A 16,105-nucleotide genomic window follows, 5' to 3' on the forward strand; every position below is an offset into this window, starting at 1 on the left:
CCCATTCGTCGTGGTGCGGGTGTACCCCGGCACCGTACTACTCGCCCGAGCGCAGAGCGGTCGCGACGGCGGCCACCGTCTCGTCCAGTGGGATCTGACGCTGTTCACCGGTGGCCATATCCTTCATGCCGATGGTGTTCTCGGCCAGATCCCGGTCACCCAGGACCAGGGTGAATTTCGCGCCGGACTTATCCGCGGCCTTCAGCGACCCTTTGACGCTTCGACCTCCGTAGGCCAGATCGACCCGGATGCCCGCCGCCCGCAACTGTGCCGCGAGCACGACCAACCGCTGCTTGGCCGCATCTCCGAGTGATACGCCGTAGACCTCGCACCGCGCCGGATCGCCCGCCGACTTGCCCTCGGCACGCAGCGCCAGAATGGTGCGGTCCACACCGAGCCCGAATCCGATGCCGGACAGCGGTTGTCCGCCCAGTTCGGCCATGAGCCCGTCGTAGCGTCCGCCGCCGCCGATACCCGACTGCGCCCCGAGACCGTCGTGCACGAATTCGAAGGTCGTCTTCGTGTAGTAGTCCAGGCCGCGCACCATCCGCGGATTCACCACGTAGGCCACGCCGAGCGCGTCGAGATACCCGAGCACCTGCTCGAAGTGCGTCTTCGCCGACTCCGACAGGTGATCGATCATCAGCGGCGCGTTCGCCGTCATCGCACGCACCTCGGGCCGCTTGTCGTCGAGCACCCGCAGCGGATTCAAGCGCGCCCGTCGCTTGGTCTCCTCGTCCAGCGGCAGCCCGAACAGGAACTCCTGCAACAGCTCTCGATACTGCGGACGACAGGTCTCGTCACCGAGCGAGGTGATCTCCAGCCGGAAGCCATCCAACCCGAGTTCGCGATATCCGGCGTCCGCGATCGCGATCACCTCGGCGTCCAGCGCCGGATCATCGATTCCGATCGCCTCGACACCGACCTGCTGCAACTGCCGGTACCGACCGGCCTGCGGGCGCTCATACCGGAAGAACGGACCCGAGTACACCAGCTTCACCGGCAATTGTCCCCGGTCGAGCCCGTTTTCGATGACCGCACGCATGACACCCGCGGTGCCCTCCGGCCGCAGCGTGACACTGCGCTCGCCGCGGTCGGCGAAGGTGTACATCTCCTTGGTCACCACATCGGTGGATTCACCGACACCCCGCGCGAACAAGGCGGTGTCCTCGAAGATCGGCAGCTCCACATGCCCGTACCCGGCGAGTCGGGCGGCACGGATCAAGCCGTCACGCACCGCGACGAACTCGGCCGAGCCGGGTGGCACGTAATCCGGAACCCCCTTCGGGGCGGAGAAGCTGCTGGTCTTGGTCACGATGGTCCAGTTTCCACCACTACGGCCCGTCAAGTCCAACCGGTTTGCCACCACGGGTTGATAGAGCGTCACGACTGGTCGAAACGGCCTGCTGAGCAGTCTCAGGAATAGATGGCACAATCCTGTGCCGTACGTAACGGATACGGGAGGAACGTGGTAGTGCCGAGCAACGAACAGCGACGAGCAGCGGCGAAACGCAAGCTGGAGCGCCAGCTGGCCAACCGGGCCGACCGGGCGCGCAAGCGCAAGCGACTCATGATCGCCGGATCGGCGCTCGGCGTGGTGGTCGTGGCGGCGGCGGCCGTCGGCGTCTACTTCCTGACCAAGGGTGACGGTAATAAGCCCGCGGCCATCAGCTGCGACTACCGAGACAGTCAGAAGCCCGCGGATAAGCAGGTGCAGAAGCCGCGCACCAGCGGCATCGAGAACACCGGCGACAATGCGAGTCTCAGCGTCAGCATGGAGACCACCCAGGGCCCCATCGGCCTCACCCTGGACAACGCCAAGGCGCCGTGCACCGTGAACAGCTTCGCCAGCCTGGCCAGTCAGGGCTACTTCGACAACACCACTTGCCACCGCATGACCGCGGACGAGGGCCTGAAGGTGCTGCAGTGCGGTGACCCGACCGGCACTGGCACCGGCGGTCCCGGCTACCAGTTCGACAACGAGTACCCGACCAATCGGTACAACCCCGCCGACCCCGCATTGCAGCAGCCCATGGACTACAAGCGCGGCACGCTGGCCATGGCCAACGCGGGACCGGATCCCGTCACCGGCGGTGGCACCAACGGCAGTCAGTTCTTCATCGTCTACGGCGATTCGAAACTGCCGCCGAATTACACGATCTTCGGCACCGTCGATCCGGACAGCATGGGCACGCTGGACAAGATCGCCGCCGGCGGTCAGGACAACTCCAACGGCCAAGGCGACGGCAAGCCCAATCTCCCCGTCACCATCCAGTCGGTCCGCCTCGACTGAGCCGACGCTTTCGGGCCACCCGCGAGCAGTCGCTACGACACGCCCGATCCGAATACTCGCTCCATTCGGACCCGCTGCGCACAATGAGCAGCGGGCCCGACCTACCTCCCTGAACCAGCCAGGGTAGGCGACCCTAATCGTTCGGTTAGGGTGTGCTAAAACCGGAGATCCTCCGAAGCTTTCCCGTAACCGCCGGAATTGTGCGATATATGCTGTTAAGCGGCACACCCACACGGTTGGCGCCGGGTTTTCTCGGGTAATCTCGAATAAAGGAGAACGCGTAGCGTAGTCATCTCCGGATCGGACGATCCCCAACCGGGAATGCCACGCGACGAGTTCTCTGGGTGTCCACGTTTGCAGGCGGGGCACCGGCGCGGCGGACTACAGTTCGACGTGGCGGCGTCCGTGACGAAGCACCACAACATCCATAGTGATCACTGCAGCATCGGGGAGCAGCCATGTCCGAGGAACTGGACGACATCGGCCGGGAAACCGCGGCCATGATGAAGACTATGTTGCAGCTTGCGACCCTGGTCGCGCTGCGGACCCGTGAGCGTGGTCAGAAAGAAGCCGAAGCGCGCGTCAAGCAGACCGAGGCCCGCATCAAGGAGGCCAGGGAAGTCCAGATCCGTGAGGCCCGCGACGCCAAGGCGAAGGACCCACGCAATCTCGAACTGGCCCGAATGGTCGAGAAATCGGTTCCGGCCAAGGGGATTTCATTGGAGAAGGATCGCTTCTCCGCACAGGCAGAGGCCAGCCGGATGGCCGCGACGGCGTCGGCTCAGTCCAAACCGCTCGTTCGTTACGACTCCCAGGAGCGTCGGCAGGCCATCGCGGCGCATCTCGCCCGGATCGGTATCGCACCGGAACTCGCGGCGGTGCGGATGCTCATCGAGGTAGGTCAGGGCCAACCGCCCGAAGAGGCCGTACGCATACGCGACGAAGCCGCCCGCGCGGCCGCTGCCCGAGGTCGGGAACAGGACGCACGCGGTTTGGAACGCGTCCGACAGTAGCTGGATCCGACGCCGGAAACCGAAAACGCCCGCTGAAATCAGCGGGCGTTTCGACGTTCTCGGCTCCTCAGACGCGGAAATCGCCGACGGTCGGATCGCCGAAAAGCCCCTGGGTGGGCGACTTCAGCGGCAGTGGGCTCAGCATGTCCTTGTGGCCGTTGCGCACACTGCAGTACTTGAACGGTCCGCGGGGATCGAAGAGTTTGATCATATGCGGATCCGCGTGGTCGAGGAACCAGATGCTCAATCCGGTGCTCGGCTCGAGCCGGTAGTGCTCCCATGCGCGCCAGAGCGCATCTAGTCGTGCCACCGCCTCGGCATGTTTCCACCACTCCGGGCACCACACCGTTTCACTGATGTCGGTGACCTGACGCCGGTACACCAGGCCGAGGTAGTTCTCGACGAAGTCCACCACATTGCTGTAGATCATGGGCTGTTGCTGCTGTTCAGTCACAGCTCCACCTCGCCGGCGCTCGGCTCCGCTGTGACTGGCGGTGCTGTGTCCATGGTTCCCTCGCTACGCTCGGTCACAGTGGCCGAACCTCCTCGATTTGACCGTATTCGGGTGGCGGAGCAGCCTTGGTCAGGTTGGGCGAGCCGAACAGGTCGGCGATCTCGGTCTTACGCCCCGGAAGATGGTGCGAGATCGACTTCTTCACGTCCTCAGCGTAGTCGCCCTCCCACCAGGGCACGGTTCGCACGAGCACCGCCGGCTGGCCGGAGGTGAAGACGATCGCGCGGCTCTGTGGCAGGGTAGCCAGCGCGTTCACGGTGAATGTCTTGGACGAACCGAGTGAACGCGAATAGCTCTTGCCGCCTTTGGATTCCGAGACCGAGGACGAGATCGCGTCGTATTCGCCGATTGCCTCGGAACGGTCGCGCAGGAAGTTCATGTCGTCGACGCCCGGACCGAGCACCTTGATGTTGGCCGCCGACCACAGCGCCAGCATGCCGTCGTCACCCCAGCAGCGCGCACCCTGGGCCCAGGACTGCAGCACCGTCATCACTACGATGCCGCGTGAACCGAAGTGACTGTACTGCTTGGGCAAATCCTTCCAGCGCACCACATTCGCCGCCTCGTCCAGGACTGCGAGCATCGGGATCGGCAACCGTCCGCCGGGCGAATGTGTGGCCTTGCGCATGGCCACATCGACCACGGCCTCGGTGAGCGCACTGACCAGCGGCGCCGCCGAACCGCGGCCCTCGAGCGAGAGGCTGTAGAGCGTGCCGTTGTTCTCGATGAATTCGAGTTCGTCGAACTGCATGCGGTTGTCGCCCGGCAAGATCCATGGGTGCACATTGGACAACTGCAGGCAGCGGATCATTTTCTTCGCGGTGCCGAAAATACCGCTCTTGGTGCGCGGGTCGGCGTTGTACTGCATCGCGAGGCCCGAGGCGGTGTAGTGCTTACTCGAATTGCGCAGCAGCTCGATGGGTTCGGAGTCGTTGGGATTGGTCACCCAGTCCCAGACCTGGACGATCGGGCGACCACCGAGCGCGGCCGCCAGGAACAGCCCGGCGAGCAGATCCTCGGCCTCCGGGTCGAAGAACACATCGCCCTTGGCCGCATCGGAACCGCTGTCCGCATCGGCGAAGTGTCCGGCCAGCCGCGCGGCTCGCATCTCCGCACCATCGTGATGTGCGTCCACCCAGGCAAGTGGATCCCAGAACCAGGTCGGCTCCTCCCCCGCGACGCCCTGCGGATCGAAGACGAACGTACGACTTCCCTTGGCCTCGCGCACATCTCGGGTCGCATCGACCACATCGCGCTTGTTCGAGGTGGACAGGACCGGTCCGATGGCAGTCAGGATGGCGGGAATCACCCGCGAGGTCGATTTGCCCTGGCGCGGACCCCAGATGTCCAGGTGCAGATCCTCATACGAGCCGTAGAGCATCACCCCATCGGCAATACCGATGCCGATGGGCACACCCGGGCTGTCGTTGTAGCCGAGCCGCACACCGAGCATTTCGGCCTTCGACCGCACCCCGGCCTCGGTGAGCGATTTGATGGCGCTGCCGCTGCCCATCACATCGGCCTTGTCGTCCACGGAGAGCCGACCGACCGACCGACGTGCGGCGAGTTGCTTGCGCACCACCACGTAGGCAACGATCGCGCCGATGACGAGCAGCACGATCACCGTGGAGGCGCGCGGCCAGTGCACCTTTCCCTTGACCAGATCTGCGACGATCGCGATCGGGTTGAGCGGAATGTCCTGCGGGGTGACAGCCATCGCGTTGCCGAGATGCAGGGCGATCCACAGGGTTCCGAGGGTCGCGAAACCGGCGTAGATCATGTAGAGGGTGATGTCGGGTCCGACCACGGCCGGATCCTGCACCTTCTTCTTTTTCGCCATGTCTGCCTCCTGTTAGGACCTAGCTATGTGGTTGTCGCTGGTGCGGGTTCAGCGGAAGGCGTCGAGCCGCCAACCTTCCGACGTACGCACCACGGTCGCGATGACCGTCGCGGGCGGCAGGGATTCCTTGCGCCCGTTCGGGTAGACGACCGTTTGCTCGATCCCGATCTTGAACTGTTGGACGTTCGGATCGGCGCTCGCGGGCGGGCGCTCACCCGACGCAAAGGTGAAGGCTTCGACATGTGCCTGCGCCTTGGCCCAGTCAGCCCATTGCAGCGTCGCTTTCGGTGTCTCGATCCCGGTCGGTGTGCTGTCCAGCACGCGGATCAGGCTGGGGCCCAACCATTTCCGCGCGCGCGACAGCGAGGCGCCCTGAGCCTCGGTAGCGGGCTGCCAGGAGTAGATCTCCTTCAGCGCGGCCACCGCAACACCGTCGGGCGTCACCGGATCAGGTGCGGGCACCCCCTCCAGCAATCGGGTCGTGGACGTGGGTTGCTGCGGCGCACCGGAACCCGACTCCCGATCCGAGCCGGCGCACCCCGCACCCGACATCGCGACGCTCAGCACCAGCATCACCACCAGTTTCACGCGTGCAGTGTTCGATATGCGACGTTCGCGGGCCCCTTCGTGGTCACGCTCCGCTACCGCCTCCGGGTCCGTCGCTCGCGCCGCCGTGTTATTCAAGGCTAGCCGCCGGGACCGACACTTGTGCGGTCCAATCGCCGCATGCGCTTCCGCGTGTTCGCCGGCCGCGGTATCGCTTGTCGTCACAGCACCCTCCTCCCGCGGCCGTCACCCGGCACCGCGACCTCGGTCACGCCACTGGAATGCCCGTATGCGGCGGGTACGGATTGGATCATTCGGCCGTTGCCGGAATAGATTCCGACCTCGGCGGGGCCGCGCGGGCCGAATGAACTGAAGACCAGATCACCGGGTTGCAACTTGCTCAGCGGTACTTCGGCGCCCGCCTCCCACTGCTGTTCGGCGGTCCGCGGCAAGGTCACCGCGCCCGACGAGGCCGCGAACACCGCGGCCGAGGTGAGGCCGGGGCCGTCCATGCCGCCGCCGCTGGGCCCCTGCGGGCCACCGCCCCCCCAGACGTACGGCGTGCCGAGCCATTGCTGCGCCGCCTGGACGACCTGAACGCCGCTCGCCCCCTCCTGCGGGGTGAAGCGGCCATTGGAACCCTGCGCGCGGTATTGCGGTTCCATCGCAAGGATATTCGCGACGTACGGCTGGGTTTCGGCGTAGTGCGCGGCCACCTGGTTCGGCATACCGCCGGAGGCGAGTACGGCGCCTTCGCCGGCGTTGTAGGCGGCCAGAGTCAGTGCGACGACATCGCCCCGCACGCGGCCCTGGGACTCCCACGCCGTGATCTTGTGCGCCAGCGCGCACATATAGCGGCCCTGACCGATGATCGCGTCGCCGTCGTCCCATACGCTCGCGACGCCATTGCCGTCGGCATCGATGACATAGGGCTGACCGTCGTCGGGATCGATACTGGCCGCCGTGCCGGGCAGGAACTGGGCCAGCCCCTGCGCGCCCGCGGGAGAGGACGCGCTGCGCCGGAATCCGGACTCCTGCCTGCCCTGTGCGGCCAGCAGCGACGGGGTGATCTGCGGGCAGATGGAACCCGCACGCCGATACCAGATCTCGAGTTCCTGCGGCACCTTGCCCGCGGCCAGCGCACCACCCGCGGTGCCGAAGCCGCGATTGCAGCGCGGGTCGGCGGAGAATGCCTGCGCGCCCCCCACATCCGGGGTCGGTGCGCCGTCGAGCCAGGGCAGCGGGTCGATTTGCCGACCACCGGTGAAACGTCCGCCCGGCACGATCTCGAAATGCAGGTGCGGGCCGCTGGACTCACCCGCCGACCCGACCTGCGCGATGGGCTGACCGGCGACGACGGTATCGCCGACGTGCACATGCACCCCGCTGTCCCACATATGGCCGTACACCGCGGAATACGCGCGACCGTTGGTGTCGACGGAATCGACGACGACCCAGTTGCCGAAACCCGAAGCGGGACCGGCCGCGACGACGCGTCCATCGGAGACCGAGTAGATCGTGGTGCCGTCGGCCGCGGCGAAGTCGACGCCCTTATGGGTGCCGCCGCGTGCGCCGAATACATCCGAGACGGTGAAGGTGCCTGCGGCCAGCGGCAGCGTCCGCCGGATCGGCCCCACGCCCGCGGCCAGCGACGGCGTACCGATAGCGGTCGAATGGGGTTGGGTGGCAGTCGGATTGCCGTTAGTACTCGTGGGAGTGGGGGTGCCCGCGACGCGGGAATTACCCGGCGTATATCCGCCGAGCGGCGCCGGCATGGTCGACGATACGAGCACCGAGGTGCCCTCGCAGGAGTCGTCCACGGCCGGCATCACGATGACGACCACCAGTGTCATCAGCCCGAGGACGCTCGCCAGCGCCAGGTAGAGGAGGGTCCGCCCGGTCACCGCATCCCCGGCGGTGCCGAACGACCGCGAACCGAAGCCATCACGTTTGCCGCCGAGACTCGTTGAGGGTATCGGCCAGCGTGCGGTTCATCTCCGCGGCGGCGGCCAATTGTTGTTGTAGCAGTGCGACTTTGCGGCGCAGCGCCGTCGCGTCCAGGCGCTCCAGACCGGGTCCCTCGGCAGCGCGCACCCAGTTGCGCACCGAGTTGGTATGCACGCCGATCTGCTCGGCGACCACCCGGCAGGCCTCCGATTCGCTGCGTAGTTTGCCGGTAAGTGCGATGACCTGCTCGACCGCGGCCTTGCGCACTTCCGGCGACACTCTCCGATAGGACCGGTGCGGCATCATGCGCCCCACCTCCCACAGCCATCCACCGCTCTCGACAACCGTGCACGAAGCGCCCTCATGCGGCACTCCCACTGGGGGAATCGCCACCACGCGAAGTCGACTCGGTGAACTCGGAGAAGCGTTGGTTGGTTTCGTGGATCCCACTCTCCTTCTCGGACAAGGTGAATTCCATATGGAACGGGATGCCGGGGCGGCGATCCTCACCGATCTTCAGTAGGAATTTGCCGGTACCCGGCGGCGACGGCCGCAGCTGACCAGGTTTGAGCGCCTCGCCCGTCAGCGCTTGCGGTGCGGACCATCCGGTCACCATCTCCTCCTCGGCGGATGTGAACGGAACCACGCTGTCCAAGCGCTTTATCTCCTCGCCGGGCAGCGCGCCGAATACCTTGGCGCGCGCGCGTTCGAGGAAGCCCAGCGCCTTCGCGATGGCGGCTTCCGATCCCAGTGCTTGCAGGTCCTTGATGGTGTGGCTGATCATGATCAGCGCGGTGGCGATGGTGCGCTGCAGACGGGTCAGCTCATCGACCCGGTCGACCATGAAGTCGCCGAGGCCGAGCACCTGCCACAGCTCGTCCATCACCACCTGGAAGTAGCGCTGCGGGCCGAGTTTCGCATCGGCGAGCACATGCGCGGCCTCTACCGAGGCGAAACCGTCGGCCCAGCAGGCCAGCATCACCGCGGCCTTGAGCTTTTTATCGCCGGTGGGGATATGCGATACGTCGATGCAGACCGCGACGGCGCTGGTATCGATCGGAACGGTGGTCTGCCCGTTGAAGATCGCGCCGAACGGGCCCTGGGTCAGGGCGCGCAGCGAGCGGCGCAGGCCCTTGATGGCGACCTGGTATTCGTTCGGATCGTCGGCGCCGGCGTCGAGCTGTAATTCGTCACCGCCGGCGACGATCACCTCGAGCAGGTTCTCCATGATGGGCGGTTGGTCGGGGGTATAGCCGCTGCCCGGTCGGTAGAGGATACGCAGTGCGGTGGCGATCAGCGTCTCCTCGTAGTCGCGTACCCGCGCGCCGCGTACGAGTTCGACCAGACCGGCGATGAGCGTGACCTGGCGAGCGCGCAGATCCTGTAGCACCTGAAGTTGCAGTGCCGGAAACTCGTCCAGCATCGGCACGACCGAACCGAGCACACCGGCGGCGAGCGGGTTGAGCTTGCCGTGGCCGTAACCGAGGTCGATCACCTGGCCACCGACCAGTTCGACCAACTTACGGTAGTCCGGTTTCACGTCGGCCAGGATCAGCGGGGTGATGCCCTGCGCGATACCGCCGAGCACAATCCGGCGCACCAGCGAGGACTTACCGAAACCGTTGAGCCCCAGGACGAAAAGGCTGGGCGCGGTGATGAAGCTGCCGCGCAGGAACCAGTTCATCGGATCGAAGCAGACCGGGGCGCCGGTATGCAGATGCGAACCGAGCGGGGTGCCGATCAACGGCGCACCCGCGCCGACCGACCACGGCCACAGACCCGCCACCTGGGCGGTGGTGGCCCGATATTCGACCGGGCGGCCCACAACGTTCATCCGGCCGCCGCCGGGACCCATATAGCCGCGATCGGTGAGTTGGGCTGTGCTGCGGTCGAATCCGTCTTCGAAGACCTGTTCGGCACGCGCCGCGTAATTGCGGCGGCGGATATCATCGGTGCGGATCCGGAAGGTCGCGAATGCCGCCCGCAGGCCGGTGCCCTCCCGGCTGATCTGCTCGAGTTTGCCCCTGGTCACATCGTCGAGCAGCGGCGGACCGGACTGTTTGCGCTTGTCCGACCTCGCCTTTGCGCGACGGGCGGCCTTGTCCGTCTGCGGCGTGCCCATGGCGCGGTCCGCGGTGTAGTCGATCTTCGCCGCGCGCTGTGCCTCGCGACTCGTCCGCGATCCATTGCGTTCCGGTCGTGCCACGCGTTCCCCCCGTGCCGTTCGTTGCGGTGCGCCATCGCGCGGGCGAGCGGTCCGAGCGCCGTCGGGACGTCCGCGCTCCGTCGAAGTCCGTTCACCGCGGCCGTGTTCGGTTCTGATGCGACCGCGGTCCGGATGCGGCCGATCGGCACGGCCACCGTCCGCGGCTGCGGCGCCGGGGCGCGCCCGTCGCTCGGCCGCATCGCGCGACGGTCGCCGCTCCCGATCGGACGTTTCGCCGATGCCGGTCCGCTCGCCGCCACTCACCCCCGCCGGGCCTCGCGCGGCCCGCCGACCCCGGTCGGGCATCTCCTCGATGCCCGAGCGCTCGACCCGACCCCCGGTGGGCCGCTGAGCGCGTTCGTCCGCGGGCCGCTCCCATGCCGCGTCCTCTGGCCGCCGTTTGCGCCGCACCGGCGCCTCGTCCCGTTCGCGCACGGGTGGCTCGTACTCACGTGCCATGTAATGCTCACCCCGCCAAGGCTTTCGGAATTGTCGCGTGTTCCGGCAGGATCACCCCGCAACCGAGCGAGGCCGCGAAGGCCGCCGCCTGGTAGCGGTAGCACCGCCGGATCTTCAACCGCGCCTGCGTGGACAGGTCACGGGTAATGGCTTCGATGCGTGGCAGATCACCGCGCAGGGGCTCGGTGATGGTCACCAGCGCACCGAAGCGGGTCACACCGTGACCCCGGGCTTGTTCCTCACGGGCCTGCTGGGTGGCGCCCACCCGCAGGGTCGCGGCCGCCGAGACGACACCGCGTTCACTCTGCTGGGCCACCAGCGCGTTCTTGAAATCGTCGTCGACGATTTCCGCGGCGTCGGCGGCCGAATGCGGACGGTACACGATGGCGATGCGCTTGCGCGGCACTTCGGGATTCGGCGCCAGCAGCCGCTGGAGCACTCGCTCGTCCACCGCGCCCTCGGGTGCCGCGTCCATCTCCCAGGTGACCGAACGGCCACCGTCGTGCACCAGATGATCCCACTTCTCGTCGTGCGAGACCGGTCCGGCATCGGCCCAATCCAGGCCGTGCCCTTCGGGTTCGCCCGCGGCGACCTCGAGATCGGCCTGCGAGGCAGGATCGTAGCTGCGCCGGATGAACGAAATGACCTCATCGGCCGACATCGGCTGAGCGCGCACACCCGCCTCGGCCAGCGCGGCACAGATTCCGGGGAGCCTGCGCCCGATCTCGACGGCCTCCTCGGCCGGATTCTTGCGGCGCTCGGCAGTGGTCGCCTTGAAGGTGATCGCAACGCGCGGCAGCAGCTGCACCCGCTCCTGCGGCAACTCGGTGGCAAGTTCGTACATCACCTGCTGCGCCAGCTCCGGCGCTTCCGGACGGGTGATGGTGGATACCTCGGTGAGCAGCCGGTTACCCGTCTCGGGCACGGTATCGATCACCGGGACGACGGCGACGATGTCACTGGTCTGGCCGACCGAGGCGAGAAACGTACCCCAGGCCGAGACCCAGCGATCGATGACCGGCTGGTCCACGGCCTCGTGCCCCTGCGGCCAAGCCCGCAAAACCACTGTGTACTGGGCGAATTGCGGTAGGTGGATCATGCCGAAGCTGTAGCCGCCCGCGTCGATGCCCTCGTAGAGCTTCGAGGGCGCGAGCAGACCGGGTAGCCGCGTGACACCGCCCGGAATCCGCGAGAACCGGCCGCCGCGATACACGTGCTCACCGCGGTTGCGGGAGCGCATCCAGTTGAACATCATCAATCCGTTCTCGTATCCGGAGCGGCCCCCTGTCCGCCACACCAGTGGAACCATCACGACAACGCCGGTGCCGCCCACGATCAGACCCCATTTGAAGCCACCGACCATGGCACAGATCAGGGCCGTGATCACGACGACGAAGCCGATGACGGTCTCTTCCCAGCGCAGACCGAAAAGGCCTGCGCTGCGCGGCTTCTGCCACAGTCCGTACGAGCGGCGCTCGTAGGTATCGCTCGTCGTCATCGTCATCGCGGAATGGTGCTCCTCCCGAGATCGGGCGAACGGTTCGCCCAGCGGTCGCCCGCCACATCACCCATGGCTTCATCGGCTCGGTTCAGCGGCGCGGTCGCCGCGCGGGCCACGCCGATCGCACCCGCCGCCCTCGACGCACCGGACGGTACTCCCGCCCCGCCCTGCGGGACGGAGGCGCGCGGAGGTGCTCCGCCGCCGCCACCACCACCGCGTGGCGGCGCCGGGCGCGGCGCGCCACCACCACCGCGCGGGCCGCCCGCACCACCCGGTGGACGCGGACCGGTGGAGGTACCGCTGACATAACCCGCCGAACCCGGTGCGGCGCTTTTCGTCGCGACGGCCTTGGTGCCCATCGCACCCAAAGCGCCCACCGCGAGCAAGGTTCCGCCGGTGGCGGTGAGACCGGAACCACCACTACCAACGATCGCGACAGCCGGCGTGACCAACCGCATCAGCGCGGGCAGCACGAACGCGACACTGCACAGCAGCACGATGGCGACCAACATCCGTTGTGCCTGTTCACCTTCGGGCAGCCCGCCGGTATCGGTCAGCGAATCCACATGGCCCGCGGTGGTGAACGCGATCATGTAGACGATGGCGGCCACCGGCTTCCAGAGCATGAACGCGATGATCCAGCCGATCAGCTTCTGATACGACTGTTTGCCGATATTCATCCCGGATGCGGCCGCGGCCAATGGCAGCACACCGGCCGCGATGATCAGCAGACCCTGACGCACGATGGCGAGCACGATCTGTGCCAGCGCGCCGAGCAGTCCGACGATCGCGATGATCAACACCAGACCCGGCGAAAATGCCTGCAGCTTACTGGTTTTCACCATCAGCTCGGCCAGGTCCTTGGCATTGCCATTGGTCGAATCATTGATGATCCACTCGGAGAAGCGATCCGAGGCCTGGGTGCCCGCGACGATGACGGCGCCGAGCATCCAGGAACTGAAAACCACCCGCGTGAACATGCGGAACGATTCGGCCGCCTCATTCATGACGGCGCCGCGTCTGGCCTCGGCCAATCTGGCGCCGGACAATATCACCGAGGCGATGAGCAGCAATATCTGCGCCTGATAGGTGTAGTCGTTGATCTTGACGAACAACGAACCCGAATCGCTGGCCGCCTCGTTGGGGACCTTCATCCAGAAGGTCAACGCGAGGATGATGGCCTCACCGAGACCGTTCATCAGCGAATCGACGACCTTGCCGAAGGTCGAATCCCACGCCTTGTCCTTGACCGCGTTCGCGGCGCTGCCCGGGTGCGAGGCGGCATTGCCCGCCTTGCACGCGGCCGACGCGGCGTCACCGAGGGAAACGCCCGGCAGCCCGACATTGTCGAGGGTGTCGTGCAGTTCGTTGCACGTATCGTCGAAGCCGTACGTCTGGCCGTAGGCCACCGTCGGCGTCGCGATCATCACCGTGAAGACGACCGCGAATATCGTGAGTACACGCCTCACCATTGTGTCCACCCCTCGATGCTTCGCAGGGAATCGATTTGGACTTGCTGCTGTCCGCTCAGCGCCGTGAGCTTCCAATCGCCGTCGCGCCATATGACTGCTAGGCGCATGCCGACCCATGTTGGTTGGCCATCAGCTGTTTCTCGGGCCTTTCTCGCAAACTGGATGATCGCGGAATCTTCGGTATAGCTTTCGATTCGGAACGCATCCGAAGCGAACAGCAAGGGTCTCAACTTGTCCGGCAGTCGATCCGAGACCTTGCCCTCGGCCACGAGCCGGTCGTAGTCGGCCAGGTATTGCGGAGTGACCTCGACCAGCCGCAGCAGCAGATCGCGATCACGCGGATTGGCGTTGGTGCGCCAGTAGATCTGTTCGGCAGCCAGGGCCGCGCCCTGCGGGGTGTGAGCGAATCCGACAGCTGCCTTACCGTCGATGCGCGCCGGGCCGTCGGACGTGGAGAACCGCACTACGGGTCCGCCGAATACCCGCTGCCACACGCCTTGTCCGCTCGCGGGATGCGGTGCGGCGGTCAGCCAAGTCGGTGCGCCCGGCTGCTGCGGCAAGGCCGGATTCTGTTCCAGCGCAACACCGATGCCGTTGTCGGGTACATCCACGCGGCGACCGAACATATCGACTTCCGGATTCCCGAACCCTGACGCTGCGGTGCCAGGCACATTCTCCGAGCTCGTTCCCGTCTTCGATACTTGGTCACCGCTGACGGCGTTGTCCCGCATGGCAGTCACGGTTACCAGCACCGCGACGACCACCGCGAGCAGCGCGCCGACACCGAGCATCGCCAGCGGCGAACGCTTCTGCGCCGGACCCGATCCGGGCCCCGAACTCACCATTTCGTCCACCCGTTCAGGGATTCGACGTACTCGGTCTGCGTGTTGCTCGTGGTGGCGGGCTTGAGCCGCCAGTCCCCGGCATCCCACACCATTACCAATCGCAGCGCCGCCCACAGCTGCTTGCCATCGACCACCTGGCCACGGGTGGCCAGCTGGATGATCGCCAGATCATCCGCATAGTTCTCGACCTTGAACGCGTCCGAGGCGACGAAATACTTGGTCACCTTCTCCGGCTGCTGCTGTGGGAGTTTGTCCTGGGACAGGGCCTTGTCGTAGGCGGCGATCTGCTGGGCCGAGACGCGGACCTGGCGGACGTAGAGGTCGCGGTCGGCGGGGCGGGCGTTGAGGCGGTAGGTGATCTGGGCGGCCGCGAGCACCGCTCCCTGCGGGGTGTGCGAATACCCGACGGCCAGACCGTCTTCGATGTGGGTCGGTCCATCCGAGGTGGAGAACGGGACCGATGCGCCGTAGACCCGCTGCCAACCGTGCGTTGCGGTGGTGCCCTCGGGTGCCGCGGTCAGCCAGTCCGCGTCCGACGACCTGCGCTGCCGGGTCGGATCCTGCGGAAGCGGTTGTCCGGCAGGGTTGTTCGGGATATCGACGCGCCTGCCGAGAATATCCACCTCGGGAGTCGCGAAGCCCTCACCGCCGAAATTGGCTGCGGTGGAGGCCTTGTCGCCACCGGAACCCGAATCGTCCCGGCTCACGTACACGAATACGCCGACGACCACGATGAGCACCAGCGCGGCGGCGGACGCGATGGCACCGAAGGAGACGCGATCGCGCGCGTACGACTCCTTCTCACTCACTTCGGCGCCTCCAATTTCACTATGTCCGTGGGCAATTCATCGACCGCCTCGATGGGCCGGGCGGTCGCGTCGAGATCCGGCAGTCGTAATCTCCAGTCGTTGCCGAACCATTCGACAGTGGTGTGGTTCACCGCCTTCGAGTTGTCCGAATATCGGGTGTAGACGTCGACCGCGGAAGCTGCATCGGTGTAGCCGGTGATCTTGTATCCGAGCACTCTCGGCGCATATTCGGGCGCGGCCGGACCGGTGATCGAGAGCTGCACCCGGTTGACCGCCCACTCGTCTCTGGCCTTGTTCGGTACCACCTCTTGGCGCACGATATCGGCCCATTGACTGTCGGCGGCCACCGACAATCGCACCGTGTGCATGATCGCCGCCAACGCGGCACCGGTCGGCGAATGCTCGAAACCCGTTGCGGCGCCTTCGGATATCTGTTCGGGCCCCTGGTCGGCACTCGGGAGTGCCACGCCTTGGAACGGCTGCCAACGCACCTGGGTCGGTGCGGCCGTCAGGTTCGGGCCGGCATCGCCGTCACCGCCACCGCAGCCGACCGCCGCAAGGAGCAGGGCAGCACCGAACGCACCTGCGGCCGGGTTGCGAATGCCGCGCCGCCACACGCCGGGTTGCTCCCGCACAACTGTGGAAATCATCCCAGGGCCG

Annotated in this window: 14 protein-coding genes; 2 read left to right on the forward strand and 12 right to left on the reverse strand. The window is 66.4% G+C overall.

Annotation, left to right across the window (positions count from 1 at the left end):
• Window positions 1-37 precede the first annotated feature (37 nt).
• Window positions 38-1,315 carry a histidine--tRNA ligase gene (gene hisS / locus ACQPXH_RS18800; RefSeq protein ID WP_433597850.1) on the reverse strand — a complete coding sequence of 426 codons (1,278 nt, stop codon included), beginning with the start codon at window positions 1,313-1,315 and terminating at the stop codon, window positions 38-40.
• A 159-nt stretch (window positions 1,316-1,474) separates the two neighbouring features.
• Between hisS and ACQPXH_RS18805 the strand changes: the two genes are divergently transcribed.
• Window positions 1,475-2,293: a peptidylprolyl isomerase gene (locus tag ACQPXH_RS18805; RefSeq protein WP_433597851.1), complete on the forward strand. Its 819-nt coding sequence runs from the start codon at window positions 1,475-1,477 to the stop codon at window positions 2,291-2,293.
• A 458-nt stretch (window positions 2,294-2,751) separates the two neighbouring features.
• Complete coding sequence (locus ACQPXH_RS18810) at window positions 2,752-3,306, forward strand: hypothetical protein (protein ID WP_433597852.1); 555 nt, start codon at window positions 2,752-2,754, stop codon at window positions 3,304-3,306.
• A 67-nt stretch (window positions 3,307-3,373) separates the two neighbouring features.
• Here the strand turns inward: ACQPXH_RS18810 and ACQPXH_RS18815 are convergent, their stop codons facing one another.
• From ACQPXH_RS18815 to ACQPXH_RS18865, 11 genes are all read right to left on the reverse strand, one after another.
• On the reverse strand, window positions 3,374-3,760 hold the full coding sequence (locus tag ACQPXH_RS18815; protein WP_433597853.1) for a DUF4913 domain-containing protein: 387 nt from the start codon (window positions 3,758-3,760) through the stop codon (window positions 3,374-3,376).
• A 73-nt stretch (window positions 3,761-3,833) separates the two neighbouring features.
• The gene (locus ACQPXH_RS18820) at window positions 3,834-5,660 is read right to left on the reverse strand and encodes a type IV secretory system conjugative DNA transfer family protein (RefSeq protein ID WP_433597854.1); all 1,827 of its coding nucleotides are present in this window, start codon (window positions 5,658-5,660) and stop codon (window positions 3,834-3,836) included.
• 48 nt (window positions 5,661-5,708) lie between these two features.
• Window positions 5,709-6,248, reverse strand: a complete 540-nt coding sequence (locus ACQPXH_RS18825) for a hypothetical protein (protein WP_433597855.1) — start codon at window positions 6,246-6,248, stop codon at window positions 5,709-5,711.
• Between the two features lie 179 nt (window positions 6,249-6,427).
• A complete protein-coding gene (locus ACQPXH_RS18830) occupies window positions 6,428-8,110 on the reverse strand; it encodes a peptidoglycan DD-metalloendopeptidase family protein (RefSeq protein ID WP_433597856.1) in 1,683 nt (560 codons plus the stop codon).
• Window positions 8,111-8,150: 40 nt separating this feature from the next.
• Entirely contained in the window at window positions 8,151-8,459 is a 309-nt protein-coding gene (locus tag ACQPXH_RS18835) for a transposase (protein WP_433597857.1), read from the reverse strand.
• Window positions 8,460-8,514: 55 nt separating this feature from the next.
• The gene (locus tag ACQPXH_RS18840; protein ID WP_433597858.1) at window positions 8,515-10,818 is read right to left on the reverse strand and encodes a hypothetical protein; all 2,304 of its coding nucleotides are present in this window, start codon (window positions 10,816-10,818) and stop codon (window positions 8,515-8,517) included.
• A 7-nt stretch (window positions 10,819-10,825) separates the two neighbouring features.
• A complete protein-coding gene (locus tag ACQPXH_RS18845) occupies window positions 10,826-12,316 on the reverse strand; it encodes an SCO6880 family protein (protein WP_063825095.1) in 1,491 nt (496 codons plus the stop codon).
• Between the two features lie 2 nt (window positions 12,317-12,318).
• On the reverse strand, window positions 12,319-13,791 hold the full coding sequence (locus ACQPXH_RS18850; RefSeq protein ID WP_433597859.1) for a hypothetical protein: 1,473 nt from the start codon (window positions 13,789-13,791) through the stop codon (window positions 12,319-12,321).
• On the reverse strand, window positions 13,785-14,636 hold the full coding sequence (locus ACQPXH_RS18855) for a hypothetical protein (protein WP_433597860.1): 852 nt from the start codon (window positions 14,634-14,636) through the stop codon (window positions 13,785-13,787). The genes ACQPXH_RS18850 and ACQPXH_RS18855 overlap by 7 nt, the downstream gene beginning before the upstream one ends.
• Window positions 14,630-15,445: a hypothetical protein gene (locus ACQPXH_RS18860; RefSeq protein WP_433597861.1), complete on the reverse strand. Its 816-nt coding sequence runs from the start codon at window positions 15,443-15,445 to the stop codon at window positions 14,630-14,632. Before ACQPXH_RS18860 ends, ACQPXH_RS18855 begins: the two co-directional genes overlap by 7 nt.
• Window positions 15,442-16,095 carry a hypothetical protein gene (locus ACQPXH_RS18865; RefSeq protein ID WP_433597862.1) on the reverse strand — a complete coding sequence of 218 codons (654 nt, stop codon included), beginning with the start codon at window positions 16,093-16,095 and terminating at the stop codon, window positions 15,442-15,444. The genes ACQPXH_RS18860 and ACQPXH_RS18865 overlap by 4 nt, the downstream gene beginning before the upstream one ends.
• Window positions 16,096-16,105: the final 10 nt, after the last annotated feature.

Origin of the sequence: Nocardia sp. CA-135953, assembly GCF_050955735.1 — a bacterium.
Taxonomy (GTDB): Bacteria; Actinomycetota; Actinomycetes; order Mycobacteriales; family Mycobacteriaceae; genus Nocardia.

What these genes read in the sequence shown, in the direction of transcription:
- ACQPXH_RS18810 (WP_433597852.1), top strand. Translation starts at nt 2,752, where the DNA reads ATGTCCGAGGAACTGGACGACATCGGCCGGGAAACCGCGGCCATGATG.
- ACQPXH_RS18865 (WP_433597862.1), bottom strand. Translation starts at nt 16,095, where the DNA reads ATGATTTCCACAGTTGTGCGGGAGCAACCCGGCGTGTGGCGGCGCGGC.
- ACQPXH_RS18855 (WP_433597860.1), bottom strand. Translation starts at nt 14,636, where the DNA reads ATGGTGAGTTCGGGGCCCGGATCGGGTCCGGCGCAGAAGCGTTCGCCG.
- ACQPXH_RS18820 (WP_433597854.1), bottom strand. Translation starts at nt 5,660, where the DNA reads ATGGCGAAAAAGAAGAAGGTGCAGGATCCGGCCGTGGTCGGACCCGAC.
- ACQPXH_RS18845 (WP_063825095.1), bottom strand. Translation starts at nt 12,316, where the DNA reads ATGACGACGAGCGATACCTACGAGCGCCGCTCGTACGGACTGTGGCAG.
- ACQPXH_RS18835 (WP_433597857.1), bottom strand. Translation starts at nt 8,459, where the DNA reads ATGATGCCGCACCGGTCCTATCGGAGAGTGTCGCCGGAAGTGCGCAAG.
- ACQPXH_RS18850 (WP_433597859.1), bottom strand. Translation starts at nt 13,791, where the DNA reads ATGGTGAGGCGTGTACTCACGATATTCGCGGTCGTCTTCACGGTGATG.
- ACQPXH_RS18840 (WP_433597858.1), bottom strand. Translation starts at nt 10,818, where the DNA reads ATGGCACGTGAGTACGAGCCACCCGTGCGCGAACGGGACGAGGCGCCG.